The sequence below is a fragment of the Bacillus sp. FSL W7-1360 genome, assembly GCF_038592975.1.
In the GTDB taxonomy this organism is placed as follows: Bacteria; Bacillota; Bacilli; order Bacillales; family Bacillaceae_D; genus Shouchella; species Shouchella lonarensis.
Window position 1 is genome coordinate 2,245,044 of record NZ_CP151950.1, and the last position, 22,210, is coordinate 2,267,253.

Here is a 22,210-nt window from a genome sequence, read left to right on the forward strand (position 1 = left end):
TTACCAAACTCTTTTTCATCGTTGCTTAGAAAGTACGCTTAAACAAGTGCGGAAGAGATAAGCAAATGAATAGAGATGATGGTCGTTGTATGCATGAACGCAAGAGGCTTAGTCAAGTTGTTTATGTAGATCATGGCGGTTTGATAGATAAAAATGAATTGCTGCTGCAAACTACGTAGGGGCATCACTCTGTTTGTCTATAAATGAACCACCTGGGTAAGTGGTCTTGGAGCACATAAGAAGGGAGGATGAAAAGAATGCCAACAATTAATCAACTTATCCGTAAGGGTCGCGTTGATAAAGTGAAAAAGTCTGACTCACCAGCTTTAAATAAAGGCTATAATAGCTTCAAAAAAGCACAAACGAACGTTTCTTCTCCGCAAAAGCGTGGGGTATGTACGCGTGTAGGTACAATGACACCGAAGAAACCGAACTCAGCGCTTCGAAAGTATGCGCGGGTGCGTTTGACAAATGCCATTGAGGTTACGGCGTATATTCCTGGTATCGGGCATAATTTGCAAGAGCACAGTGTCGTATTAATCCGTGGTGGACGTGTAAAAGACTTACCAGGGGTGCGTTATCACATTGTACGTGGTGCCCTTGACACAGCTGGTGTCCAAAACCGGATGCAAGGTCGTTCTAAATATGGAACAAAGAGACCGAAAGACAAGAAATAAAGTAAAACCACACTTATTGAATATTGAAAGGAGGGGGAGTTATGCCTCGTAAAGGTCCAGTTACACGTCGTGATGTGCTGCCTGATCCGATTTATAATTCTAAGCTTGTCACCCGCCTTATTAACCGCATGATGGTTGATGGGAAGCGTGGCACAGCACAAACGATTTTGTACCAAGCGTTTGATCTCGTGAAAGAACGTAGTGGGAAAGATCCGATGGAAGTATTTGATCAAGCATTAAAAAACATCATGCCTGTACTTGAAGTGAAAGCCCGCCGTGTTGGTGGTGCAAACTATCAAGTCCCAGTTGAGGTGAAATCTGATCGTCGTACGACACTAGGTCTACGTTGGTTAGTAAACTATGCCCGTCTTCGCGGTGAGAAGACAATGCAAGAACGTCTTGCAGGTGAAGTGCTTGATGCAGCAAACAATACAGGTGCTTCAGTGAAGAAACGCGAAGATACGCATAAGATGGCAGAAGCAAACAAAGCCTTCGCGCATTATCGCTGGTAAGTGCGGTATAAACGTTAGGAATCAGAAAGGAGAGAGACATGATGGCAAGAGAATTCTCCTTAAAAGATACGCGTAACATCGGCATCATGGCACATATTGATGCTGGTAAAACGACAGCGACAGAGCGAATTTTATTCTACACAGGTCGTGTACACAAAATTGGTGAGACACATGAAGGTGCTTCACAAATGGACTGGATGGAGCAAGAGCAGGAGCGTGGTATTACAATTACTTCTGCTGCGACAACAGCACAATGGAAGGGACACCGTATCAATATTATTGATACACCTGGGCACGTAGATTTCACTGTTGAAGTAGAGCGATCGTTGCGCGTACTCGATGGAGCGGTAGCTGTTCTTGATGCACAATCTGGAGTAGAACCACAAACCGAAACCGTTTGGCGTCAAGCGACAACATATGGAGTACCGAGAATTGTGTTCGTCAATAAGATGGACAAGACTGGTGCGGATTTCATGTATTCAGTTGGTACATTGCGTGATCGTCTGCAAGCCAATGCGCATCCGATTCAGTTGCCAATCGGTGCAGAAGATGAATTCGTCGGTATGATTGACTTGATTGAGATGGTCGCTCATATTTCTAAAGACGATCTTGGACAGGACTGGGAAACGACAGAAATTCCAGATGAATATAAAGAGCAAGCAGAGAAACTTCAGGAGTCTTTACATGAAGCCGTTGCTGAACTTGATGAAGATTTGATGATGAAGTACCTTGAAGGGGAGCCTTTAACAAAGGAAGAAGTTAAAGCAGCAATCCGTAAAGGAACATGCGAAGTCAATTTTTACCCAGTTATTTGTGGATCTGCGTTCAAAAACAAAGGGGTACAACTTTTGCTTGATGCGGTACTGGACTATCTCCCGTCTCCGTTAGATGTTCCAGCAATTAAAGGGCATGTGCCTGATACGGATGAGGAAGTAACGCGTGAGTCCGGTGATGATCAACCGTTTTCCGCGCTTGCATTTAAAGTGATGACAGACCCATTTGTTGGAAAGTTGACTTTCTTCCGAGTGTATTCAGGAACACTTGATTCTGGTTCTTACGTCCGTAATGCAACGAAAGATAAGCGTGAACGTGTAGGTCGGATTTTACAGATGCACGCAAATTCACGAGAAGAAATTTCAACGGTATATTCCGGTGATATTGCAGCTGCTGTTGGCTTGAAGGATACAACAACAGGAGACACTCTCTGTGATGAAAAGCATTTAGTCATCTTGGAGTCTATGAACTTCCCAGATCCGGTTATTCACTTATCAGTTGAACCGAAGTCGAAGGCTGACCAGGATAAGATGGGGATTGCCCTTTCGAAATTAGCAGAAGAAGATCCGACATTTAAAACACATACAGACGAAGAAACGGGTCAAACAATCATTGGTGGAATGGGTGAGCTTCATCTGGACATCATCGTTGACCGGATGCGTCGTGAGTTTAAAGTCGAAGCCAATGTCGGTGCACCGCAAGTTTCTTACCGTGAAACGATTCGTAGCACGGCACAAGTGGAAGGGAAATTTGTTCGTCAGTCTGGTGGGCGTGGACAATTTGGTCATGTTTGGATTGAGTTTTCACCAAATGAAGAAGGCGCTGGATTTGAGTTTGAAAATGCGATTGTTGGGGGCGTTGTTCCTCGAGAATACATTTCTTCTGTCCAAGCAGGAATTGAAGAAGCGCTTGATAACGGGATGATTGCTGGTTATCCGGTGATTGACCTGAAAGCGAAACTTTATGACGGTTCTTATCATGACGTTGACTCCTCGGAGATGGCATTTAAAATTGCTGCATCGATGGCGCTTAAAAATGCAAAAACAAAATGTAACCCAGTTTTACTTGAGCCACTGATGAAAGTGGAAGTCGTTGTACCAGAAGAGTATATGGGCGACATCATGGGTGATGTGACTGCACGACGTGGCCGTGTCGAAGGTATGGAAGCGCGTGGGAACGCACAAATTGTTAAAGCGTTTGTGCCACTTGCTGAAATGTTTGGATATGCAACATCACTTCGTTCACGTACACAAGGTCGCGGCACGTATACGATGTTCTTTGATCACTATGAAGAAGTGCCAAAGAGTGTCGCTGAAGAGATCATTAAAAAGCAAACAGGCGCTTAAACCGTTTCTCATTGCGCCTAAAGCAATTTTGTTGTACCCTAGGAGAGGTAAGGGATATATTTATCCCTCTTTCCTATCAATAAATAATGATTGCAATTAAGGGAGGAAATGAAGCATGGCAAAAGAAAAATTTGACCGTTCCAAAACGCATGCCAACATTGGCACAATTGGACACGTTGACCACGGTAAAACAACATTAACAGCTGCAATTGCAACTGTTCTTGCAAAACGTTCAGGTAAAGGGAGCGCTGCTTCTTACGATAGTATTGATAATGCGCCAGAGGAAAAAGAGCGTGGTATTACAATTAATACATCACACGTTGAATATGAAACTGAAGCACGTCACTACGCGCACGTTGACTGCCCAGGACACGCTGACTATGTGAAAAACATGATCACGGGTGCTGCGCAAATGGATGGCGGAATTCTTGTTGTATCTGCAGCAGATGGCCCAATGCCACAAACACGTGAGCACATCTTGCTTTCTCGTAACGTAGGTGTACCGGCGCTTGTTGTATTCTTGAACAAGTGTGATATGGTTGATGATGAAGAGTTACTAGAGCTTGTGGAAATGGAAGTTCGTGATCTTCTATCTGAATATGACTTCCCTGGTGACGATGTTCCGGTTATCCAAGGTTCAGCATTGAAAGCACTCGAAGGTGAAGCAGAGTGGGAAGAGAAAATCGTTGAATTGATGAATGCAGTTGACGAGTATATCGAAACACCAGAGCGTGACAAAGATAAGCCATTCATGATGCCAGTTGAGGATGTATTCTCAATCACAGGTCGTGGTACGGTTGCGACAGGTCGTGTTGAGCGTGGACAATTGAATGTTGGAGACACGGTTGAAATTCTTGGTATTGCAGAAGAGAAGCAATCTACAACAGTAACTGGCGTAGAAATGTTCCGTAAGCTTCTTGACTATGCAGAAGCTGGTGACAACATTGGCGCGCTCTTGCGTGGTGTTGCCCGTGAAGACATCCAACGTGGTCAAGTGCTTGCAAAGCCAGGTACAATTACACCGCACACGAAGTTCAAAGCGGAAGTATACGTACTTTCTAAAGAAGAGGGTGGACGTCATACACCATTCTTCACGAACTATCGTCCACAATTCTATTTCCGTACAACAGACGTAACAGGCGTTGTTCATTTGCCAGAAGGTACGGAAATGGTCATGCCTGGAGACAACACGGAAATGATTGTAGAACTCATTGCACCAATTGCTCTTGAAGAGGGAACACGTTTCTCTATTCGTGAGGGTGGCCGCACAGTTGGTTCTGGTGTTGTGTCAACAATTGAGAAGTAATTGATTTACGGTAAAAAGCGCCCTTGTAGGGTGCTTTTTATTTGATTGCTAGAAAGCTACTAGCAGTAAAACTTTTTCCTTTTACCCCTTGCAATCATCCATACATGTCTGTATAATAGTATAAGTGTGCCTGAGATATCATTTTATGTGTTTTAGACATACGTGGCAGCGTTGATGCGAAAGGTTGCTGACACACCCGGACCCTTTGCCATGGGCGGGTGAGGAAATTTTCGCGGAGCATGTCTATTTTAAAAATGGACGATAAAGGAGGGCTATCATGGCAAAGCAAAAGATTCGTATTCGCTTAAAAGCGTATGATCACCGTGTGCTCGATCAATCAGCAGAGAAGATTGTAGAAACAGCAAAACGTTCAGGTGCGAGCGTGTCTGGACCGATTCCACTTCCAACAGAGAAGTCGGTTTATACAATTCTTCGAGCAGTGCATAAGTACAAAGATTCTCGTGAGCAGTTTGAGATGCGTACGCATAAGCGTTTGATCGACATTGTGAACCCAACGCCGCAAACAGTGGATGCGTTAATGCGCTTAGATCTACCATCAGGTGTTGATATCGAAATTAAACTTTGATGTTTGGATAGAAATAGAAAGAATGATATGATATGACAATTATTTTAGGAGGTGTAACGGATGTCCAAAGGAATCTTAGGTAAAAAGATTGGCATGACACAAATTTTTTCTGAAACTGGTGACGTCATTCCAGTAACAGTGATTGAGGCAACACCAAATGTCGTGCTTCAAAAGAAAACAGTTGAATCTGATGGGTATGAAGCGATTCAACTTGGGTTTGCAGATGCAAAAAAACCAAACAAACCAGCACAAGGTCACGCGGCGAAAGCTGAAACGGCCCCTAAGCGCTTCGTAAAGGAAATCCGTGGTGCAAACGTTGACGAACATGAGGTAGGGCAAGAAGTCAACGTCGCCATATTTGCAGCGGGAGATATCGTTGATGTGACAGGGACTTCAAAAGGGAAAGGTTTCCAAGGGGCAATTAAGCGCCATAACCAATCTCGTGGACCAATGTCACACGGATCACGTTATCATCGTCGTCCTGGTTCAATGGGACCGGTCGCGCCAAACCGTGTATTCAAAGGGAAGTTGTTACCGGGTCGCATGGGCGGAGAGCAAGTGACAATGCAAAACCTGGAGATCGTTCGTGTAGACGAAGCACGCAATTTATTGCTCGTTAAAGGGAACGTTCCTGGTGCGAAAAAAAGCTACGTTACGATTCGTAGTGCAGTAAAAGGGTAATTTTTAAGAAAGGAGGCCATTCGAATGCCAAAAGTAGCACTTTATAACCAAACAGGTTCACAAGTAGGAGACGTTGAGCTTGCGGATAGCGTATTTGGGATTACACCAAATCAAAGCGTTCTTCACGACGCGGTTGTTATGCAGCAGTCATCTCTCCGTCAAGGAACACACAAAACAAAAGGACGTTCGGAAGTACGTGGTGGTGGTAGAAAGCCATGGCGTCAAAAAGGGACTGGGCGCGCGCGTCAAGGCTCCATTCGTTCGCCACAATGGGTTGGTGGTGGCGTTGTTTTCGGTCCAACACCACGTAGCTATAGCTTTAAACTCCCTAAAAAAGTACGTCGTCTTGCACTGAAATCGGCACTGTCTGCCAAAGTGGGTGCAAATGAGATGATTGTCCTAGATCAATTACAGTTTGAAGCCATTAAAACAAAAGCAATGAAGGATGTTCTAGCAAATCTTTCAGTAGAAAAGAAGGCGCTCGTTGTGACAGCTGATTACAATGAAACGATTGCTTTATCTACTCGCAACTTGCCGAATGTAACGTTCGTCACTGCTGCAGGTGTCAATGTTCTTGATTTGCTTAAGCACGACAAGGTCATTATCACAAAAGATGCAGTCGAAAAGGTAGAGGAGGTGCTTGCGTAATGTCAAATGCACGTGATATCATTAAGCGCCCTGTGATTACTGAACGTTCAGCTGGTCAAATGGAAGAAAAGAAGTACACATTCGAAGTGGATGTACGCGCAAATAAAACACAAATCAAAGATGCGATTGAAGAGATTTTTGAGGTGAAAGTTGACCGCGTGAACACAATGAATTACAAAGGGAAATCAAAGCGATTCGGTCGTTACACAGGCTTTACTGCTCGTCGTAAAAAAGCGATCGTCCAGCTTTCTGCTGACAGCAAAGAACTAGACTTCTTTGAAAGCTAATCAATAAGAGAAGGAGGGTATCAAAAATGGCTATTAAAAAGTATAAACCGACCAGTCCCGGACGTCGTAACATGTCAGGATCAGACTTTGCTGAGTTGACAACAGACAAACCGGAAAAGTCGTTGCTTGCACCGCTGCACAAAAAAGGCGGACGAAACAACCAAGGTCGCTTAACAGTGCGCCATCAAGGTGGCGGTCATAAGCGTCAGTACCGGATCATCGATTTTAAACGTGACAAAGATGGCATTCCAGGTCGCGTTGCCACGATTGAATATGATCCAAACCGTTCAGCAAACATCGCGCTCATCCATTATGTAGACGGAGAGAAGCGTTATATTTTAGCGCCAAAGGGTCTTACTGTAGGTACAATGATTGAGTCAGGTCCGGAGGCAGACATTAAACCAGGGAATGCACTACCACTTGTAAATATTCCAGTTGGTACAGTCATTCATAATATTGAAATGCGTCCAGGAAAAGGTGGACAACTTGTACGCTCAGCAGGAACTGAAGCGCAAGTGCTCGGTAAAGAAGATAAGTATGTGCTTGTTCGTTTGAACTCAGGGGAAACACGCTACATCTTGGCGACATGCCGTGCGACCATTGGTCAAGTCGGTAATGTTGAACATGAGCTCATCAACATTGGTAAAGCAGGACGTTCACGTCATAAAGGGATTCGCCCAACAGTGCGTGGTTCTGTTATGAACCCGAACGATCACCCACACGGTGGTGGAGAAGGAAAAGCACCAATTGGTCGTCCTTCACCAATGACACCTTGGGGTAAACCAACACTTGGTTTTAAAACACGGAAGAAAAACAAACACTCCGATAAGTACATTGTACGTCGTCGGAAAAAATAACGCGGTTTGGCTACGGTTCTTATATGGAACCGTGGGCGAATCACGAAGGGAGGCACTCTCATGGGTCGTAGCTTGAAAAAAGGACCTTTCGTTGATGGTCATCTAATGAAAAAAGTGGAGAAAGCAACTGAGACAGGCGATAAAAAAGTCATTAAAACATGGTCACGCCGCTCAACAATTTTCCCTGATTTCATTGGTCACACATTTGCTGTCCACGACGGACGCAAGCATGTACCGGTTTATGTTTCTGAAGATATGGTTGGACATAAACTTGGCGAATTTGCTCCTACGCGTACGTACAAAGGGCATGCCGCAGATAAGAAAACAAGACGCTAAGTAAGGAAGGAGGACCATTCCCATGGAACAAGCAAAAGCTGTAGCGAAACAAGTACGCATTGCGCCTCGTAAAGTCCGTCTTGTCATTGATCTTATTCGCGGTAAACAAGTCGGTGAAGCGATTGCGATTTTGAAGCACACACCAAAAGCTGCTTCGCCAGTCGTTGAAAAACTTTTAAACTCGGCGGTTGCAAATGCAGAGCACAACTATGAAATGGAGCCGAATAGCTTATACATTTCAGAAGTATTTGTGGATGAAGGACCAACGTTGAAACGTTTCCGTCCACGCGCACAAGGCCGTGCGAGCCGGATTAATAAACGCACAAGCCATATTACATTGGTTGTAAAAGAAACGAAGGAGGGATAATCATGGGTCAAAAAGTGAACCCAATTGGGTTGCGTGTCGGTGTCATTCGTGACTGGGATTCAAAGTGGTACGCAAGCAAAAAAGACTATGCAGATTTGTTGCATGAAGATATTGCAATTCGTGACCACATCGAAAGTCGCTTGAAAGACGCTTCTGTGTCTAAAGTGGAAATCGAACGTGCTGCGAACCGCGTAAACATTACAATCTCAACTGCCAAGCCAGGAATGGTGATCGGAAAAGGCGGTTCAGAAGTGGAAGCATTACGTAAATCATTAAATGATCTTACTGGTAAACGTGTCCACATTAATATTTCCGAAATTAAGCAAGCAGACCTTGATGCAAAGCTTGTTGCAGAAAATATTGCTCGTCAATTAGAAAATCGGATTTCATTCCGTCGTGCAATGAAGCAAGCAATGCAACGGACGATGCGTGCTGGTGCAAAAGGGATCAAAACACAAGTATCCGGACGTCTTGGTGGCGCTGATATTGCGCGTGCTGAGCATTACAATGAAGGAACGGTTCCACTTCACACACTGCGTGCTGATATCGACTACGGTACAGCGGAAGCAGATACAACATACGGTAAGATTGGTGTTAAAATCTGGATTTACCGTGGTGAAGTCCTTCCAACGAAAGGAACGAACAAAGAGGAAGGAGGCAACTAATCATGTTATTACCTAAACGTGTGAAATATCGTCGTGAACATCGTGGGAAAATGCGTGGACGTGCCAAAGGCGGTACAGATGTACATTTTGGTGAGTTTGGTTTACAAGCGCTTGAAGCATCTTGGATTACAAACCGTCAAATTGAAGCAGCGCGTATTGCAATGACACGTTACATGAAACGTGGCGGGAAAGTTTGGATCAAAATCTTCCCATCTAAGCCGTACACGGCAAAGCCACTTGAAGTTCGAATGGGTTCTGGTAAAGGGGCACCTGAAGGTTGGGTTGCTGTTGTGAAGCCTGGTAAGATCATGTTTGAAATTGCGGGTGTGCCTGAAGAAGTTGCCCGTGAAGCGTTACGTCTTGCCTCTCACAAATTACCGATCAAATGTAAATTTGTAAAACGTGAAGAAGTGGGTGGTGACTCAAATGAAAGCAACTGATATCCGCAACTTAACCACTGCTGAAATCGAACAAAAAACAGAAGCGCTGAAAGAAGAGCTGTTTAACTTACGCTTTCAATTAGCAACAGGACAACTTGACAACCCAATTCGCATCCGTGAAGTCCGTAAAGCAATTGCGCGTGCGAAAACGGTTTTGCGTGAACGTGAGCTCGGAATTAATAACGGCTAAAGGAGGTTTGTTACATGGAACGCAATCAGCGTAAAGTTTACCAAGGGCGTGTCGTATCTGATAAAATGGAGAAGACAATTACAGTTCTTGTTGAGACATACAAAAAAGACCGTCTCTATGGTAAACGTGTGAAGTACTCTAAGAAATTTAAAGCACATGATGAAGAAAACAAAGCAAAAGTTGGCGATATCGTTCGGATTATGGAGACACGCCCACTTTCTAAGGATAAACGTTTTCGTCTAGTCGAGATCGTTGAAGAAGCGATCATTATCTAAAGGTAAGCTGTTAGAAGGGAGGAAAGCGAAATGATTCAACAAGAGAGTCGCTTGAAAGTAGCTGATAACTCTGGTGCACGTGAAGTACTTTGTATTAAAGTGCTAGGAGGTTCAGGCCGTAAGACAGCGAACATTGGTGATGTCATTGTTTGTTCCGTCAAGCAAGCAACACCAGGTGGCGTTGTTAAGAAAGGCGAAGTTGTACGTGCGGTGATCGTTCGTTCTAAGAGCGGTGTGCGTCGTAACGATGGTTCATATATTAAGTTTGATGAAAATGCAGCAGTCATTGTTCGTGACGATAAGAGCCCACGAGGCACACGGATTTTTGGCCCAGTTGCGCGCGAACTTCGCGACAATCAGTTTATGAAAATTGTTTCCCTTGCTCCAGAAGTACTGTAAGGTAGAAACAGCATTAAGCATCAAGGAGGTGCAACATTATGCATGTCAAAAAGGGTGATAACGTCGTTGTCATTGCTGGTAAAGACAAAGGGAAGCAAGGGGAAATCCTTGCAGCATATCCAAAGAAAAGCCGCGTGCTCGTTAAAGGTGTCAATCTCGTAAAGAAACATGCGAAACCGTCACAAGAGAACCCACAAGGTGGGATTATCGAGCAAGAAGCTGCGATCCATTCTTCCAATGTCATGTTAATTGATCCGAAGACTGGTGAGCGCACACGTATTGGCTATGAAGAAGTGAATGGCAAAAAAGTACGGGTTGCAAAAAAATCTGGCGAAGCGATTGATAAATAGTCAGTAGTGTGAAAGGAGGATCACGGAAATGAACCGTTTGAAAGAGAAATACACAAAAGAAATTGTTCCCGCCTTAACGGAAAAGTTCAATTATACATCGGTCATGGCTGTTCCAAAGATCGAAAAGATCGTTGTGAATATGGGTGTAGGTGAAGCTGTTCAAAACGCAAAAGTGTTAGATAAGGCAGTGGAAGAATTGCAAGCAATTACTGGACAAAAGCCAGTCATCACAAAAGCAAAGAAATCCATCGCTGGTTTTAAGCTACGTGAAGGCATGCCGATTGGTGCAAAAGTCACGTTACGTGGTGAGCGGATGTATGACTTTTTAGATAAACTAGTGTCAGTTTCTTTACCACGTGTACGTGATTTCCGCGGTATATCAAAGAAAGCCTTTGACGGGCGTGGAAACTATACACTCGGTGTGAAAGAGCAATTGATTTTCCCAGAGATTGATTACGATAAAGTCGATAAAGTACGTGGTATGGATATCGTCATCGTGACGACAGCGGCAACAGATGAGGAAGCGCGTGAGTTGCTTACTCAAGTAGGCATGCCGTTCCAGAAATAATCTCTTACTAAAAGAAGAGGAGGGATGACGTTGGCGAAGAAATCAATGATTGCAAAGCAAAAGCGTACGCCGAAGTACAAAGTGCAGGAATATACACGCTGTGAGCGTTGTGGTCGTCCTCATTCAGTGATACGCAAATTCAAACTTTGTCGTATTTGCTTTAGAGAACTTGCCTATAAAGGGCAGATTCCTGGCGTGAAAAAAGCAAGCTGGTAATACGACTCGGAAGGAGGTAAATAACAATGGTCATGACTGATCCAATTGCAGATATGTTAACACGTATTCGTAACGCGAACCTTGTTCGCCATGAAAAGCTTGAGTTACCTGCTTCTACGGTGAAAAAGGAAATTGCTGAGATTTTGAAACAAGAGGGTTTCATCCGTGATTACGAGTATGTTGCAGATAATAAACAAGGTGTCATTCGCATCTTCTTAAAGTATGGTGTAAAAAATGAACGTGTCATTACAGGCTTGAAACGTATTAGTAAGCCAGGCTTGCGTGTATATGCAAAAGCAAATGAGCTGCCACGTGTGCTAGGTGGACTTGGTGTTGCACTTGTTTCAACATCAAAAGGAATTTTAACGGACAAGGAAGCGCGTAACCAACAAATTGGTGGCGAAGTACTTGCTTACGTTTGGTAATAAGTTTGCATGAATGGAGGTGGACATGAATGTCTCGTGTAGGGAAAAAGCCAGTCATTATTCCTGAAGGTGTAACGGTCACGTTAGAAGGAAATCATTTCACTGCAAAAGGACCTAAAGGTGAATTAAGCCGTGAATTGCACCCGGCAATTAAAGTAGTGATTGAAGGGAACGAAATGACATTTGAGCGTCCTTCAGATCATAAGGAGCATCGCTCACTTCACGGTACGATGCGTGCGCTTGTCAATAACATGGTTGAAGGTGTGACAAAAGGATTTGAACGTGCCCTTGAGCTAAATGGTGTCGGTTATCGTGCATCTAAATCTGGTCAAAAACTAGTCTTAAATGTTGGCTACTCTCATCCTGTGGAGATCACACCAGAAGACGGTTTAGAGATTGACGTACCGTCAAATACAAAGGTTGTTGTAAAAGGAATTGATAAAGAACGTGTCGGTGCGCTCGCTTCAAATATCCGCGCTGTACGGAAGCCAGAGCCTTACAAAGGTAAAGGAATTCGTTATGAAGGCGAATATGTGCGTCGTAAAGAAGGAAAAACTGGAAAATAATTCGTTTTGAAGGAAAGGAATGACGTCTCATGATTACGAAGCCTAATCGAAATGCAGGCCGTAAGAAAAGACATGCGCACGTACGCCGCACATTAAGCGGTACGGCTGAACGTCCACGTCTTAACGTATTCCGTTCTTCTAAGCACATTTACGCGCAATTGATTGATGACGTGAATGGTGTCACTTTAGCGCAAGCGTCTACGCTTGATACAGAGCTAAAGCTAGAGAACGGCGGCAATAAAGAAGCGGCTCGCAAAGTCGGCGAGTTGGTTGCAAAACGCGCGATGGACAATGGTCACGAAGTCGTTGTCTTTGATCGTGGTGGCTATTTATACCACGGCCGTGTTGCGGAATTAGCAGATGCTGCTCGTGCAGCAGGACTTAAATTTTAACAACGAAGGAGGGAAACTTTTATGCGTTCTATCGATCCAAACACATTGGAACTTGAAGAAAAAGTGGTTGCCATTAACCGGGTTGCAAAGGTCGTTAAAGGGGGGCGCCGCTTCCGTTTCGCTGCACTCGTTGTTGTAGGGGATAAAAACGGACACGTTGGTTTCGGAATGGGCAAAGCCCAAGAAGTGCCAGAAGCGATTCGTAAAGCAGTAGAAGATGCAAAAAAGAACTTGATCACAGTGCCGATTGTGAATACGACAATCCCGCATGAAACGGTTGGTCATTTCGGTGCTGGTCGCGTATTACTTAAGCCAGCTTCTGAAGGTACGGGTGTTATTGCTGGTGGACCAGTGCGTGCAGTACTTGATCTTGCTGGTGTGGGTGATATTCTTTCAAAATCACTTGGTTCAAATAACCCAATTAATATGGTTCGCGCAACGATTGCTGGCTTGACAAGTATGAAGCGAGCAGAAGAAGTAGCGAAACTACGTGGTAAATCCGTAGAAGAACTGTTAGGATAAGGGAGGGATTATGATGGCGAAGAAATTAGAAATCACCCTTACACGTAGTTTGATTGGTCGTCCGAGCGATCAGCGCGTGACAGTGAATACACTCGGTTTGCGCAAGATGCACCAAACCGTTATACAAGACGATAACGCAGCGATTCGTGGCATGGTGAACAAAGTAAATCACCTTGTAACAGTCAACGAGTTGGATGCGTAAATAGAGATTTTAAAGTAACGAGGAGGTGTAGGAAGCATGAAACTTCACGAGTTAAAACCAGCAGAAGGTTCACGTAAAGTCCGCAAGCGTGTAGGGCGCGGAATTGGTTCTGGTAACGGTAAAACTTCCGGTAAGGGACATAAAGGTCAAAATGCCCGTTCAGGTGGTGGCGTTCGTCCAGGGTTCGAAGGTGGACAAAACCCACTTTACCGTCGTTTACCAAAACGTGGTTTCACAAATATTCATCGTAAAGAGTATACCGTCGTAAACGTCGATACGTTGAATCGTTTTGAAGCAGGTACCGTCGTATCACCGGAACTTTTGGTTGAAACGAAGGTTGTTAAAAACGTGAAACACGGCATTAAAATTCTTGGTAATGGAAGTTTAGACAAGAACTTAACTGTCAAAGCACACAAGTTCTCTGCCTCTGCAGTCAAAGCAATTGAAGCAGCTGGCGGAACAACAGAGGTGGTTTAATGTTCAAGGCGATCTCCAACATCTTCCGTGTAAAAGATTTACGTCGCAAAATCATCTTTACGCTTATGATGCTTGTCGTGTTTCGAATTGGGTCATTTATTCCAGTCCCAGGCACCAATAGTGCTGCGTTAGACGAAATGTTTAAAGGAGCCACAGCGTTTGGTTTTCTTGACTCATTTGGCGGGGGTGCCTTGAGTAACTTCTCGATTTTCGCGATGGGGATCATGCCTTATATCACAGCATCGATCGTCGTTCAGTTATTACAACTGGATGTTGTACCGAAGTTTGCGGAATGGGCAAAGCAAGGTGAAGCTGGCCGGAAAAAGCTCACACAGGTCACACGATATGGAACGATCGTTTTAGGTTTTATTCAAGCAATCGCGATGTCCATCGGGTTTAATACGATGTCGTCGGCTAACTCGACGGGAGAACCACTTTTGTTAAACACAAATGTCACGACGTTCTTGACAATTGCGCTTGTTTTAACAGCTGGGACTGCATTTCTCATGTGGTTAGGTGAGCAAATTACTGCGTATGGTGTCGGCAATGGGATTTCTTTGCTCATTTTTGCAGGGATTGCAGCTGGCGTACCGGGTATGTTGAAGCAGCTATACGTATCGCAACTTGAAGGCGCTGGTGATCAATTGTTCTTGCGTGTCGTCACCGTCGCGTTATTGGCGCTGGTCGTATTGCTCATTATCATCGGGGTCATTTATGTGCAGCAAGCATTACGGAAAATTCCTGTGCAGTATGCGAAGCGAGTGGCTAACCGACAAACGATGGGCGGTCAATCGACGCATTTACCGATTAAAGTAAATGCAGCCGGCGTGATTCCAGTCATCTTTGCTTCAGCGTTATTTTACTTTCCTTCAACGATTGCATCGTTTGTGGGGCAAGAAAATGATATTGCAAAGTGGATCATAGCCAATTTTGAGCCAGGTAAATGGATTGGCGGTACTGTGTTTGTTGCACTCATCATCGCTTTCACGTATTTCTATACATTTGTGCAAGTGAATCCGGAAAAAATGGCAGAGAACTTACAAAAGCAAGGTGGATACATTCCTGGCATTCGTCCTGGTCAAGCGACACAAACTTTTATAACGAAAATTTTATACCGACTCACGTTTGTAGGTGCGTTGTTCCTTGCGACAATTGCTACGATCCCAGTCGTGTTTATTGCCGTAATGAATTTGCCTTCTGCAGTTCAAATTGGCGGGACTGGATTGTTAATCATTGTTGGTGTAGCATTAGATACAATGAAACAAATTGAGGGACAGCTTATTAAACGGTCGTATAAAGGCTTTATGAAGTAAAACGTTACAGGTACTTTTCTGAAAGTCAGAAGTCATGCTTAGAATGTTGCATGAGTGATGCCGCAAACCTGGCTTCTGGCGACTGTGATCTGTACTCTGGAAGGGGATGTCAATGAATTTAATACTCATGGGCTTGCCAGGTGCTGGAAAAGGGACACAGGCAGAGCAAATTACTGCACGTCACGGAATCCCGCATATTTCTACGGGCGATATGTTTCGGACGGCGATTAAAAATGAAACGGAGCTTGGTTTAAAAGCGCAATCGTACATGAATGCAGGTGAGCTCGTTCCAGATGAAGTAACAATAGGGATTGTGCGTGAACGACTCATGCAAGCTGATTGTACGGACGGATTTCTGCTAGATGGATTTCCGCGTACAACGCGACAAGCTGAGGCACTTGAGGAACTACTTGAGAAGATTGGGCGTACGCTTGACTACGTCATTAACATTGATGTGCCAGAGAAAGTGTTAATCGAGCGTTTGTCAGGACGTTGGGTTTCACCGACATCAGGCAAAGCGTATCACCTCACGTATAACCCACCGAAAGTACCGGGTAAATGCGATATTGACGGTAGTGACTTAATTCAACGAGACGATGACAAACCGGAAACGGTCAAGAAACGTCTTGAAGTGAATAAAAAACAAACGCAGCCTTTGATTGATTTCTACACTGCGAAAGGCTATCTGAAAAACATCGATGGTGATCAGGACATTGAGGCAGTCTCTCGCGATATTGAAGCACTCTTTTTGGAGCAGCGTTCATGATTGTGATTAAGACAGCACGTGAGCTTGAAATTATGCGTGAAGCAGGACGTATTGTTGCTTTGACGCATGCACATCTCAAGCCACACATTCATCCTGGGATGACAACCGGTGAGTTAGATGCAATGGCCGAAGCGTTTATTCGTTCGCACGATGCGGTACCTTCTTTTCTAGGATACGGTGGTTTTACAGGCAGCGTTTGTGCGTCAGTCAATGAAGAGTTGGTGCATGGCATTCCTGGACGTCGCGTGCTAAAGGATGGCGATGTTATTAGCCTGGATATTGGTGCTTGTTACCGCGGCTATCATGGAGACTCAGCATGGACATATGCTGTCGGTGAAATTCGTGAAGAAGACAAACGATTGCTCCTGGCGACAGAAGAAGCGCTGTTTAAAGGACTTGAACAAGCGCGACCGGACAATCGTCTTTCTGACATTTCACATGCGATCCAATCGTATGTTGAGCCACTTGGTTACTCGGTTGTGAGAGAGTATGTAGGACATGGCGTTGGGCAAAACTTGCATGAAGACCCACAAATTCCTCACTATGGACCACCAGGGAAAGGCCCCGTCTTAAAGCCTGGCATGGTGCTAGCAATTGAGCCAATGATTAATGCAGGCAGTCGCTATGTGAAAACACTTGCGGATCAGTGGACCGTTGTGACTGTAGATGGAAAAAACTGTGCTCACTTTGAGCATACGATTGCGATCACAGAGACAGGATATGAAATCTTGACGCAGCGATGAGTAAACAGTCTCAAACAAGCTTCGAAGAGACCTTTAGGTTTGCTAGCATCTTACTCGAAGGGAGGATACCCATTCATGGCAAAAGAAGATGTGATTGAAGTGGAAGGAACCGTCATTGAACCATTGCCAAACGCAATGTTTCGGGTTGAGCTTGAAAACGGTCATAAAATTCTGGCGCATGTATCTGGAAAAATTCGCATGCACTTTATCCGGATTTTACCGGGTGATAAAGTGACGGTCGAACTTTCTCCTTATGACTTGACGCGCGGACGAATTACGTACCGTTATAAATAAATCCACACTCCGTATATGAGGAGGTTTGTACTATGAAGGTAAGACCATCTGTGAAAAAGATTTGTGATAAATGCAAGGTGATTCGTCGCAATGGTCATGTTATGGTCATTTGTGATAACCCAAAGCATAAACAAAAACAAGGCTAATAATTAAAGGAGGTGCTATGTATGGCACGTGTTGCAGGTGTGGATATTCCGCGTGATAAGCGCGTCATTATTTCACTCACATACGTATATGGAATTGGTAAATCGACAGCAGCGCAAATTCTTGATCAAGCTGGCGTTGATCAAAGCACGCGCGTTCGGGATTTAACAGAGCAAGAGCTAGGACGTATTCGCGAAGCGATTGAAGCACATAAAGTAGAAGGTGATCTTCGTCGGGAAACGTCTTTAAACATTAAGCGTTTGATTGAGATTGGTTGTTATCGTGGGATTCGCCATCGTCGCGGCTTACCGGTTCGTGGTCAAAATTCTAAAAACAATGCGCGTACGCGGAAGGGTCCTAAGCGGACAATCGCGAATAAGAAAAAATAGTAAGGGAGGTTTGTTAAACCATGGCTAAGAAAACGAATACTCGTCCAAAGCGTCGTCAACGTAAAAATATTGATTCAGGTGTTGCGCATATCCGCTCCACTTTTAACAATACGATTGTGACGATCACAGATCCACACGGGAACGCGATTTCATGGGCAAGCGCAGGAGCACTTGGATTTAAAGGTTCTCGTAAATCGACGCCATATGCAGCGCAAATGGCAGCAGAATCTGCCGCGAAAGTTGCAATGGAACATGGCATGAAAACAGTAGAAGTGTCTGTAAAAGGGCCTGGTGCTGGTCGAGAAGCAGCGATCCGTTCATTACAAGCTGTAGGTCTTGAAGTGAATATGATCAAAGATGTGACACCTGTACCTCATAATGGTTGCCGTCCACCGAAACGTCGTAGAGTGTAATAATCAATCATTGTATAGATTTCCTGCTAGTGTCTATAATGGATGAGACGACATCTATTTGACAATGAAGGTAAGACTGACGGGTTTGCTCATCGGGAGGTAAAAAATGCCTTCTGAGCAATCCTTGCGTTTTCCGGAGTTCGACGTTTTGAAGGAGGGTTTGTTTAATGATTGAAATTGAAAAGCCGAATATTGAGACGGTCGAAGTGAGTGAAGATGCCACATATGGTAAGTTTGTTGTTGAGCCACTAGAGCGTGGTTATGGAACGACACTTGGAAACTCGTTGCGCCGTATTCTCTTATCCTCTCTTCCGGGGGCTGCTGTTTCCAATGTTCAAATTGATGGTGTCCTACACGAGTTTTCAACAGTTGAAGGCGTTGTGGAAGATGTGACAACAATTATTTTGAATTTGAAAAAGCTAGCCTTGAAGATTTATTCGGATGATGTGAAGACGCTAGAAGTCGATGTTCAAGGAGAAGGGGTTGTAAAAGCAGGCGATTTAACTCATGACAGTGATGTTGAAGTTTTAAATCCTGACCTGCACATTGCGACACTGACAAAAGGGGCATCACTTCGCATGCGTTTAACAGCGAAAAGTGGCCGTGGTTACGTACTCGCTGATGCGAACAAAAGTGACGATCAATCCATTGGTACATTACCTGTTGATTCGATTTTCACCCCTGTATCACGTGTAAACTATCAAGTTGAGAATACACGTGTTGGGCAAGTCACGAATTACGATAAACTAACCCTTGATGTATGGACTGATGGGAGCACGCGTCCTGAGGATGCAGTGGCCCTTGGTGCGAAGATTTTAACGGAGCATTTAAATATTTTCGTAGGTCTCACGGATCAAGCTCAAAAAGCAGAAATCATGATTGAAAAAGAAGAAGATCAGAAGGAAAAAGTGCTAGAAATGACGATTGAGGAACTTGACCTTTCTGTTCGTTCTTATAACTGTTTGAAGCGAGCTGGGATTAATACAGTACAAGAGCTGACGCACAAAACAGAAGAAGACATGATGAAAGTACGGAACTTAGGACGGAAGTCTTTAGAAGAAGTACAAGAAAAGTTGGCTGAGCTTACACTTGGGCTACGGAATGAAGAATAGCAGGTTTTAAAGGAGGGAATGAGCATGGCATACTCAAAGTTAGGTCGGACAAGTTCACAGCGTAAGGCGTTGTTTCGCGACTTAGTGACAGATCTAATCATTAATGAGCGCATTGAAACAACAGAAGCGAAAGCGAAAGAATTGCGTCCGATCGTTGAGAAAATGGTCACACTAGGTAAGCGTGGCGATTTGCATGCGCGTCGTCAAGCGGCTGCATTTGTTCGTAAAGAGATGGCAAATGAAGAGCAAGATGCGATTCAAAAGCTGTTTGCTGACATTGCACCACGCTTTAGTGAGCGTCAAGGTGGCTATACACGTATTTTGAAAGTCGGTCCTCGTCGTGGAGATGGCGCACCGATGGCAATTATTGAATTTGTTTAATGTGCACGTTTAAATGCAGCCACCTTGCGCAAAAACGCAAGGTGAGTCGTGCGTTTTGACAGTGATAGGAAGGGCAGGAGGTTTAATTCTCTATGCCCTTTTTTTGTACGCGAAAGAGGGGAAGGAAATGTACCTTACCGTGCACTGTGATGCGTTCCAATATCCTGATACAACAAAACAAGTATTGACAGATGTCTATGTGAAAATTGCGCAAGGAGAACGAGTGGCGATTGTTGGTGGCAATGGTTCAGGGAAGTCAACTTTTGCCCGCTTGCTTAATGGACTGCTTATCCCGACAAGCGGTGTAGTGATGGTGGACGGATTAGACACGAAATGTAAGGAAGGATGTGCATTCATTCGGAGCAAGGTCGGTTTCGTTTTTCAAAATCCTGACCATCAGTTGGTGACAAGCATTGTGGAAGATGATATTGTGTTTGGGCTAGAAAATGCCGAATGGCCAGCGGAACAAATAACGGAACGTTTGCAACAAGTTGCGCGGCAGTTTGGGATCGAACCATTGCTAAAACGAAGTGTACATCAGTTGTCCGGCGGACAAAAACAACGTGTCGCGCTTGCCGGTGTTGTTGCACTGTCTCCAGAGGTTGTTGTGCTGGATGAAGTGACTTCAATGCTCGACCCAGAAGGGAAAGCGCAAGTAAACGCGTGCATAGATCAGTTGCATGCAAAAGGGATGACAATCATTTCTGTAACGCATGATGTGCAAGAAATGCAACGTGCAGATCGCGTACTAGGTTTTGCTGAAGGGCAAGTCGTCTATGACGGAACACCTGAGGCGCTGTTTTCGAGCATCCAGCTTGTGCAGAAACTCCAAGTGACGCGCCCATTTGTTTATGAACTACAGGAACAACTGAAGCAGCGTGGCGTGCATCTACCGCACTGTGATCGCGAGGAGGCGTTGATTGAAGCGCTATGGACGTATTATTTGAAAATGTAACGTACAATTATGAGGTAGAAACTGGTCGACAGCCTATTCCAGGGTTAGTCGATGTGTCTTTTACAATTCCTTCGCGCGCGTTTGTTGCGGTCATTGGTCAAACAGGTTCAGGGAAATCGACGCTGATTCAACATTTAAACGGGCTGCTTACGCCAAGTGTAGGTAAGATTCGTGTGGGTGAATATGACCTTTCATATGCTAAGCGCGCCCATGAGTTATTTCCGTTAAGGCAGAAAGTCGGTTTTGTCTTTCAATATCCCGAAAACCAATTATTTGCGGAAACGGTTGAAGCAGAAATTGCGTTTGGTCCGCGACATTTTGGTTTTGATGAGCAAACGGTCAAGCGGTACGTAGATGATGCGATGGACATCATGGGTGTAGCGCAGTCACTTAAGACATGTTCTCCGTTCCACTTATCTGGGGGCGAGCAACGGCGGGTGGCGCTGGCATCTGTGCTCGCACAAAAGCCACAAATGCTCGTTTTGGACGAGCCTGGAGCGGGGCTTGATCCATTATCAAAAGCACAATTTATGCAAATGCTTATGACGTATCATCGTGACAACGGACTGACAACGTGGCTTGTGACGCATGACATGAATGACGTTGCCCGCTTTGCTGATGTATGTGTTGTTATGCATGACGGTCGTGTGTTGACCGTGGACACACCTGCACGTATTTTCCAGTCAGAAGAAATTTGTGTCCGGGCGCATCTTTCGCAGCCAGAAGCGATGCGTTTTGCGAAAAATATGGCGCTGTCACAACCATACCCATTTTTAAAAGATGCGGCAGCACTTGCAGCGTGGCTAGAGAAGGTGGGAGGACCAACAACATGAAGGCACATACAATGTTACTTGGGCGCTATATACCAGGTGACTCTTTCGTACATACACTTGATGCCCGGGTAAAGTTATTGAGCGCGTTTCTGTTTTCACTTGCGTTATTCGCTATAAATGGTGCCCTTGCGTTTATAGTGGCAACGATTGCCGTCGCGCTGGGCTGGCATCTCAGCGGTGTGTCTTGGCGTATTTTAATGAAAACGTTCAAGTTATTAGGTATATTCTTGTTCATCTTCTTTATGATGCAAGTGGTTTTCGTGCGTACAGGTGAGGAGCTGGTGACCATATTTTCATTTCCGTTGTATAAAGAAGGTGTTTTTGGCGGACTCCGTGTCGTTTGGCGCACGTTATTATTATTCATTGCCGCAACACTCCTAACGGTGACGACCTTGCCACTGCAATTGACGTCGGCGTTTGAGCGCTTATGCATGCCACTGAAAAAGGCGCGGGTGCCGGTAAGTGAACTCGCACTTGTGATGTCAGTCGCGATCCGTTTTTTACCGACACTGGCAGAAGAACTAGAGAAAATGGTGCGCGCGCAAACAGCAAGAGGGGTTGTCATTCGTGATCAGCCATTAAGGAGACGTGTACGCACAATCAGTTCTTTATTGGTTCCATTGATGGTCCGTTCATTGAAACGAGCAGAAGAATTGGCGCAAGCAATGGAAGCACGTGGGTATGTTCCGGGGAAGCACCGAACGATGTGGAAAAAAATGAAGTGGACAAAGCGTGATACATTGACGTTGCTACTATCATTTGTGCTCATCGTCGTGATGATATCGCTGTAAAGTTAAAGGGGA

37 protein-coding genes are annotated in these 22,210 nt (G+C 44.7%); all 37 read left to right on the forward strand.

The window, feature by feature from the left end:
* The first annotated feature begins 257 nt into the window (after nucleotides 1–257).
* The 37 genes from rpsL to NSQ26_RS11755 all read left to right on the forward strand — a co-directional run bounded on the left by rpsL (nucleotide 258) and on the right by NSQ26_RS11755 (nucleotide 22,198).
* On the forward strand, nucleotides 258–677 hold the full coding sequence (rpsL, locus tag NSQ26_RS11575; RefSeq protein ID WP_090776229.1) for a 30S ribosomal protein S12: 420 nt from the start codon (nucleotides 258–260) through the stop codon (nucleotides 675–677).
* A 41-nt stretch (nucleotides 678–718) separates the two neighbouring features.
* A complete protein-coding gene (gene rpsG, locus NSQ26_RS11580) occupies nucleotides 719–1,189 on the forward strand; it encodes a 30S ribosomal protein S7 (protein WP_499718235.1) in 471 nt (156 codons plus the stop codon).
* A gap of 41 nt (nucleotides 1,190–1,230) precedes the next feature.
* On the forward strand, nucleotides 1,231–3,309 hold the full coding sequence (gene fusA, locus NSQ26_RS11585) for an elongation factor G (protein WP_499720055.1): 2,079 nt from the start codon (nucleotides 1,231–1,233) through the stop codon (nucleotides 3,307–3,309).
* A 115-nt stretch (nucleotides 3,310–3,424) separates the two neighbouring features.
* Entirely contained in the window at nucleotides 3,425–4,615 is a 1,191-nt protein-coding gene (tuf, locus tag NSQ26_RS11590) for an elongation factor Tu (RefSeq protein ID WP_090776232.1), read from the forward strand.
* 277 nt (nucleotides 4,616–4,892) lie between these two features.
* On the forward strand, nucleotides 4,893–5,201 hold the full coding sequence (gene rpsJ, locus NSQ26_RS11595) for a 30S ribosomal protein S10 (RefSeq protein WP_017729599.1): 309 nt from the start codon (nucleotides 4,893–4,895) through the stop codon (nucleotides 5,199–5,201).
* 60 nt (nucleotides 5,202–5,261) lie between these two features.
* On the forward strand, nucleotides 5,262–5,882 hold the full coding sequence (rplC, locus tag NSQ26_RS11600; protein WP_499718236.1) for a 50S ribosomal protein L3: 621 nt from the start codon (nucleotides 5,262–5,264) through the stop codon (nucleotides 5,880–5,882).
* A 24-nt stretch (nucleotides 5,883–5,906) separates the two neighbouring features.
* Nucleotides 5,907–6,530, forward strand: a complete 624-nt coding sequence (gene rplD / locus NSQ26_RS11605) for a 50S ribosomal protein L4 (protein WP_499718237.1) — start codon at nucleotides 5,907–5,909, stop codon at nucleotides 6,528–6,530.
* Nucleotides 6,530–6,817: a 50S ribosomal protein L23 gene (rplW, locus tag NSQ26_RS11610; RefSeq protein WP_090776235.1), complete on the forward strand. Its 288-nt coding sequence runs from the start codon at nucleotides 6,530–6,532 to the stop codon at nucleotides 6,815–6,817. Before rplD ends, rplW begins: the two co-directional genes overlap by 1 nt.
* A 26-nt stretch (nucleotides 6,818–6,843) precedes the next feature.
* Nucleotides 6,844–7,674, forward strand: coding sequence for a 50S ribosomal protein L2 (gene rplB / locus NSQ26_RS11615; protein ID WP_090776236.1), 831 nt, complete (start codon nucleotides 6,844–6,846; stop codon nucleotides 7,672–7,674).
* Nucleotides 7,675–7,734: 60 nt separating this feature from the next.
* Nucleotides 7,735–8,010, forward strand: a complete 276-nt coding sequence (gene rpsS / locus NSQ26_RS11620; RefSeq protein WP_090776237.1) for a 30S ribosomal protein S19 — start codon at nucleotides 7,735–7,737, stop codon at nucleotides 8,008–8,010.
* A 22-nt stretch (nucleotides 8,011–8,032) separates the two neighbouring features.
* Complete coding sequence (gene rplV, locus NSQ26_RS11625; protein WP_499718238.1) at nucleotides 8,033–8,377, forward strand: 50S ribosomal protein L22; 345 nt, start codon at nucleotides 8,033–8,035, stop codon at nucleotides 8,375–8,377.
* Nucleotides 8,378–8,379: 2 nt separating this feature from the next.
* Complete coding sequence (rpsC, locus tag NSQ26_RS11630; RefSeq protein ID WP_499718239.1) at nucleotides 8,380–9,042, forward strand: 30S ribosomal protein S3; 663 nt, start codon at nucleotides 8,380–8,382, stop codon at nucleotides 9,040–9,042.
* 2 nt (nucleotides 9,043–9,044) lie between these two features.
* Nucleotides 9,045–9,482, forward strand: a complete 438-nt coding sequence (rplP, locus tag NSQ26_RS11635) for a 50S ribosomal protein L16 (protein ID WP_090776240.1) — start codon at nucleotides 9,045–9,047, stop codon at nucleotides 9,480–9,482.
* Nucleotides 9,469–9,672, forward strand: coding sequence for a 50S ribosomal protein L29 (gene rpmC, locus NSQ26_RS11640; protein WP_090776241.1), 204 nt, complete (start codon nucleotides 9,469–9,471; stop codon nucleotides 9,670–9,672). Before rplP ends, rpmC begins: the two co-directional genes overlap by 14 nt.
* Before the next feature lie 14 nt (nucleotides 9,673–9,686).
* Nucleotides 9,687–9,947, forward strand: coding sequence for a 30S ribosomal protein S17 (gene rpsQ / locus NSQ26_RS11645; protein ID WP_090776242.1), 261 nt, complete (start codon nucleotides 9,687–9,689; stop codon nucleotides 9,945–9,947).
* Nucleotides 9,948–9,977: 30 nt separating this feature from the next.
* The gene (gene rplN / locus NSQ26_RS11650) at nucleotides 9,978–10,346 is read left to right on the forward strand and encodes a 50S ribosomal protein L14 (protein WP_090776243.1); all 369 of its coding nucleotides are present in this window, start codon (nucleotides 9,978–9,980) and stop codon (nucleotides 10,344–10,346) included.
* Between the two features lie 38 nt (nucleotides 10,347–10,384).
* Nucleotides 10,385–10,696 carry a 50S ribosomal protein L24 gene (rplX, locus tag NSQ26_RS11655; RefSeq protein WP_090776244.1) on the forward strand — a complete coding sequence of 104 codons (312 nt, stop codon included), beginning with the start codon at nucleotides 10,385–10,387 and terminating at the stop codon, nucleotides 10,694–10,696.
* Nucleotides 10,697–10,724: 28 nt separating this feature from the next.
* Nucleotides 10,725–11,264, forward strand: coding sequence for a 50S ribosomal protein L5 (gene rplE, locus NSQ26_RS11660; RefSeq protein ID WP_090776245.1), 540 nt, complete (start codon nucleotides 10,725–10,727; stop codon nucleotides 11,262–11,264).
* Between the two features lie 30 nt (nucleotides 11,265–11,294).
* On the forward strand, nucleotides 11,295–11,480 hold the full coding sequence (rpsN, locus tag NSQ26_RS11665) for a 30S ribosomal protein S14 (RefSeq protein WP_090776246.1): 186 nt from the start codon (nucleotides 11,295–11,297) through the stop codon (nucleotides 11,478–11,480).
* A gap of 26 nt (nucleotides 11,481–11,506) precedes the next feature.
* Nucleotides 11,507–11,905, forward strand: a complete 399-nt coding sequence (gene rpsH, locus NSQ26_RS11670; protein WP_090776247.1) for a 30S ribosomal protein S8 — start codon at nucleotides 11,507–11,509, stop codon at nucleotides 11,903–11,905.
* 29 nt (nucleotides 11,906–11,934) lie between these two features.
* Entirely contained in the window at nucleotides 11,935–12,471 is a 537-nt protein-coding gene (gene rplF, locus NSQ26_RS11675) for a 50S ribosomal protein L6 (RefSeq protein WP_090776248.1), read from the forward strand.
* Nucleotides 12,472–12,500: 29 nt separating this feature from the next.
* Nucleotides 12,501–12,863, forward strand: a complete 363-nt coding sequence (gene rplR / locus NSQ26_RS11680; protein WP_090776249.1) for a 50S ribosomal protein L18 — start codon at nucleotides 12,501–12,503, stop codon at nucleotides 12,861–12,863.
* 21 nt (nucleotides 12,864–12,884) lie between these two features.
* Nucleotides 12,885–13,385, forward strand: a complete 501-nt coding sequence (rpsE, locus tag NSQ26_RS11685; protein ID WP_090776250.1) for a 30S ribosomal protein S5 — start codon at nucleotides 12,885–12,887, stop codon at nucleotides 13,383–13,385.
* A 13-nt stretch (nucleotides 13,386–13,398) separates the two neighbouring features.
* The gene (gene rpmD / locus NSQ26_RS11690; RefSeq protein ID WP_090776251.1) at nucleotides 13,399–13,587 is read left to right on the forward strand and encodes a 50S ribosomal protein L30; all 189 of its coding nucleotides are present in this window, start codon (nucleotides 13,399–13,401) and stop codon (nucleotides 13,585–13,587) included.
* A gap of 36 nt (nucleotides 13,588–13,623) precedes the next feature.
* Nucleotides 13,624–14,064 carry a 50S ribosomal protein L15 gene (gene rplO, locus NSQ26_RS11695; protein WP_090776252.1) on the forward strand — a complete coding sequence of 147 codons (441 nt, stop codon included), beginning with the start codon at nucleotides 13,624–13,626 and terminating at the stop codon, nucleotides 14,062–14,064.
* Nucleotides 14,064–15,377, forward strand: coding sequence for a preprotein translocase subunit SecY (gene secY / locus NSQ26_RS11700; protein ID WP_090776253.1), 1,314 nt, complete (start codon nucleotides 14,064–14,066; stop codon nucleotides 15,375–15,377). The genes rplO and secY overlap by 1 nt, the downstream gene beginning before the upstream one ends.
* 112 nt (nucleotides 15,378–15,489) lie before the next feature.
* Nucleotides 15,490–16,143, forward strand: a complete 654-nt coding sequence (locus NSQ26_RS11705) for an adenylate kinase (protein WP_090776254.1) — start codon at nucleotides 15,490–15,492, stop codon at nucleotides 16,141–16,143.
* The gene (gene map / locus NSQ26_RS11710; RefSeq protein ID WP_090776255.1) at nucleotides 16,140–16,886 is read left to right on the forward strand and encodes a type I methionyl aminopeptidase; all 747 of its coding nucleotides are present in this window, start codon (nucleotides 16,140–16,142) and stop codon (nucleotides 16,884–16,886) included. Before NSQ26_RS11705 ends, map begins: the two co-directional genes overlap by 4 nt.
* A 75-nt stretch (nucleotides 16,887–16,961) precedes the next feature.
* Complete coding sequence (infA, locus tag NSQ26_RS11715) at nucleotides 16,962–17,180, forward strand: translation initiation factor IF-1 (protein WP_010896341.1); 219 nt, start codon at nucleotides 16,962–16,964, stop codon at nucleotides 17,178–17,180.
* 32 nt (nucleotides 17,181–17,212) lie between these two features.
* Entirely contained in the window at nucleotides 17,213–17,326 is a 114-nt protein-coding gene (gene rpmJ / locus NSQ26_RS11720; protein WP_090776256.1) for a 50S ribosomal protein L36, read from the forward strand.
* A 21-nt stretch (nucleotides 17,327–17,347) separates the two neighbouring features.
* Nucleotides 17,348–17,713: a 30S ribosomal protein S13 gene (rpsM, locus tag NSQ26_RS11725; RefSeq protein ID WP_090776257.1), complete on the forward strand. Its 366-nt coding sequence runs from the start codon at nucleotides 17,348–17,350 to the stop codon at nucleotides 17,711–17,713.
* Between the two features lie 20 nt (nucleotides 17,714–17,733).
* Nucleotides 17,734–18,126, forward strand: coding sequence for a 30S ribosomal protein S11 (rpsK, locus tag NSQ26_RS11730; protein ID WP_090776258.1), 393 nt, complete (start codon nucleotides 17,734–17,736; stop codon nucleotides 18,124–18,126).
* A 167-nt stretch (nucleotides 18,127–18,293) separates the two neighbouring features.
* A complete protein-coding gene (locus tag NSQ26_RS11735; protein ID WP_090776259.1) occupies nucleotides 18,294–19,238 on the forward strand; it encodes a DNA-directed RNA polymerase subunit alpha in 945 nt (314 codons plus the stop codon).
* Nucleotides 19,239–19,262: 24 nt separating this feature from the next.
* Nucleotides 19,263–19,619, forward strand: a complete 357-nt coding sequence (rplQ, locus tag NSQ26_RS11740) for a 50S ribosomal protein L17 (RefSeq protein ID WP_090776260.1) — start codon at nucleotides 19,263–19,265, stop codon at nucleotides 19,617–19,619.
* Nucleotides 19,620–19,746: 127 nt separating this feature from the next.
* Nucleotides 19,747–20,574 (forward strand): energy-coupling factor transporter ATPase, encoded by an 828-nt coding sequence (locus NSQ26_RS11745; protein WP_499718241.1) that lies wholly within the window; start codon nucleotides 19,747–19,749, stop codon nucleotides 20,572–20,574.
* Nucleotides 20,550–21,407 (forward strand): ATP-binding cassette domain-containing protein, encoded by an 858-nt coding sequence (locus NSQ26_RS11750; protein ID WP_499718242.1) that lies wholly within the window; start codon nucleotides 20,550–20,552, stop codon nucleotides 21,405–21,407. The genes NSQ26_RS11745 and NSQ26_RS11750 overlap by 25 nt, the downstream gene beginning before the upstream one ends.
* On the forward strand, nucleotides 21,404–22,198 hold the full coding sequence (locus NSQ26_RS11755) for an energy-coupling factor transporter transmembrane component T family protein (protein WP_499718243.1): 795 nt from the start codon (nucleotides 21,404–21,406) through the stop codon (nucleotides 22,196–22,198). The genes NSQ26_RS11750 and NSQ26_RS11755 overlap by 4 nt, the downstream gene beginning before the upstream one ends.
* Nucleotides 22,199–22,210: the final 12 nt, after the last annotated feature.

Bases quoted from the DNA above. Each gene is read 5' to 3' on its own strand.
- rpsK (WP_090776258.1), top strand. From the start codon at position 17,734: ATGGCTAAGAAAACGAATACTCGTCCAAAGCGTCGTCAACGTAAAAAT.
- secY (WP_090776253.1), top strand. From the start codon at position 14,064: ATGTTCAAGGCGATCTCCAACATCTTCCGTGTAAAAGATTTACGTCGC.
- NSQ26_RS11755 (WP_499718243.1), top strand. From the start codon at position 21,404: ATGAAGGCACATACAATGTTACTTGGGCGCTATATACCAGGTGACTCT.
- rplE (WP_090776245.1), top strand. From the start codon at position 10,725: ATGAACCGTTTGAAAGAGAAATACACAAAAGAAATTGTTCCCGCCTTA.
- rplD (WP_499718237.1), top strand. From the start codon at position 5,907: ATGCCAAAAGTAGCACTTTATAACCAAACAGGTTCACAAGTAGGAGAC.
- rpmC (WP_090776241.1), top strand. From the start codon at position 9,469: ATGAAAGCAACTGATATCCGCAACTTAACCACTGCTGAAATCGAACAA.
- rplN (WP_090776243.1), top strand. From the start codon at position 9,978: ATGATTCAACAAGAGAGTCGCTTGAAAGTAGCTGATAACTCTGGTGCA.
- rplF (WP_090776248.1), top strand. From the start codon at position 11,935: ATGTCTCGTGTAGGGAAAAAGCCAGTCATTATTCCTGAAGGTGTAACG.
- NSQ26_RS11735 (WP_090776259.1), top strand. From the start codon at position 18,294: ATGATTGAAATTGAAAAGCCGAATATTGAGACGGTCGAAGTGAGTGAA.
- rplW (WP_090776235.1), top strand. From the start codon at position 6,530: ATGTCAAATGCACGTGATATCATTAAGCGCCCTGTGATTACTGAACGT.
- rplO (WP_090776252.1), top strand. From the start codon at position 13,624: ATGAAACTTCACGAGTTAAAACCAGCAGAAGGTTCACGTAAAGTCCGC.
- rpsL (WP_090776229.1), top strand. From the start codon at position 258: ATGCCAACAATTAATCAACTTATCCGTAAGGGTCGCGTTGATAAAGTG.
- rplC (WP_499718236.1), top strand. From the start codon at position 5,262: ATGTCCAAAGGAATCTTAGGTAAAAAGATTGGCATGACACAAATTTTT.
- rpsC (WP_499718239.1), top strand. From the start codon at position 8,380: ATGGGTCAAAAAGTGAACCCAATTGGGTTGCGTGTCGGTGTCATTCGT.
- infA (WP_010896341.1), top strand. From the start codon at position 16,962: ATGGCAAAAGAAGATGTGATTGAAGTGGAAGGAACCGTCATTGAACCA.
- rpsE (WP_090776250.1), top strand. From the start codon at position 12,885: ATGCGTTCTATCGATCCAAACACATTGGAACTTGAAGAAAAAGTGGTT.
- NSQ26_RS11745 (WP_499718241.1), top strand. From the start codon at position 19,747: ATGTACCTTACCGTGCACTGTGATGCGTTCCAATATCCTGATACAACA.
- rpmJ (WP_090776256.1), top strand. From the start codon at position 17,213: ATGAAGGTAAGACCATCTGTGAAAAAGATTTGTGATAAATGCAAGGTG.
- rplR (WP_090776249.1), top strand. From the start codon at position 12,501: ATGATTACGAAGCCTAATCGAAATGCAGGCCGTAAGAAAAGACATGCG.
- rplX (WP_090776244.1), top strand. From the start codon at position 10,385: ATGCATGTCAAAAAGGGTGATAACGTCGTTGTCATTGCTGGTAAAGAC.
- NSQ26_RS11705 (WP_090776254.1), top strand. From the start codon at position 15,490: ATGAATTTAATACTCATGGGCTTGCCAGGTGCTGGAAAAGGGACACAG.
- fusA (WP_499720055.1), top strand. From the start codon at position 1,231: ATGGCAAGAGAATTCTCCTTAAAAGATACGCGTAACATCGGCATCATG.
- tuf (WP_090776232.1), top strand. From the start codon at position 3,425: ATGGCAAAAGAAAAATTTGACCGTTCCAAAACGCATGCCAACATTGGC.
- rpmD (WP_090776251.1), top strand. From the start codon at position 13,399: ATGGCGAAGAAATTAGAAATCACCCTTACACGTAGTTTGATTGGTCGT.
- NSQ26_RS11750 (WP_499718242.1), top strand. From the start codon at position 20,550: ATGGACGTATTATTTGAAAATGTAACGTACAATTATGAGGTAGAAACT.
- rpsS (WP_090776237.1), top strand. From the start codon at position 7,735: ATGGGTCGTAGCTTGAAAAAAGGACCTTTCGTTGATGGTCATCTAATG.
- rplV (WP_499718238.1), top strand. From the start codon at position 8,033: ATGGAACAAGCAAAAGCTGTAGCGAAACAAGTACGCATTGCGCCTCGT.
- rplQ (WP_090776260.1), top strand. From the start codon at position 19,263: ATGGCATACTCAAAGTTAGGTCGGACAAGTTCACAGCGTAAGGCGTTG.
- rpsM (WP_090776257.1), top strand. From the start codon at position 17,348: ATGGCACGTGTTGCAGGTGTGGATATTCCGCGTGATAAGCGCGTCATT.
- rpsH (WP_090776247.1), top strand. From the start codon at position 11,507: ATGGTCATGACTGATCCAATTGCAGATATGTTAACACGTATTCGTAAC.
- rpsJ (WP_017729599.1), top strand. From the start codon at position 4,893: ATGGCAAAGCAAAAGATTCGTATTCGCTTAAAAGCGTATGATCACCGT.
- rplP (WP_090776240.1), top strand. From the start codon at position 9,045: ATGTTATTACCTAAACGTGTGAAATATCGTCGTGAACATCGTGGGAAA.
- rpsG (WP_499718235.1), top strand. From the start codon at position 719: ATGCCTCGTAAAGGTCCAGTTACACGTCGTGATGTGCTGCCTGATCCG.
- rplB (WP_090776236.1), top strand. From the start codon at position 6,844: ATGGCTATTAAAAAGTATAAACCGACCAGTCCCGGACGTCGTAACATG.
- map (WP_090776255.1), top strand. From the start codon at position 16,140: ATGATTGTGATTAAGACAGCACGTGAGCTTGAAATTATGCGTGAAGCA.
- rpsQ (WP_090776242.1), top strand. From the start codon at position 9,687: ATGGAACGCAATCAGCGTAAAGTTTACCAAGGGCGTGTCGTATCTGAT.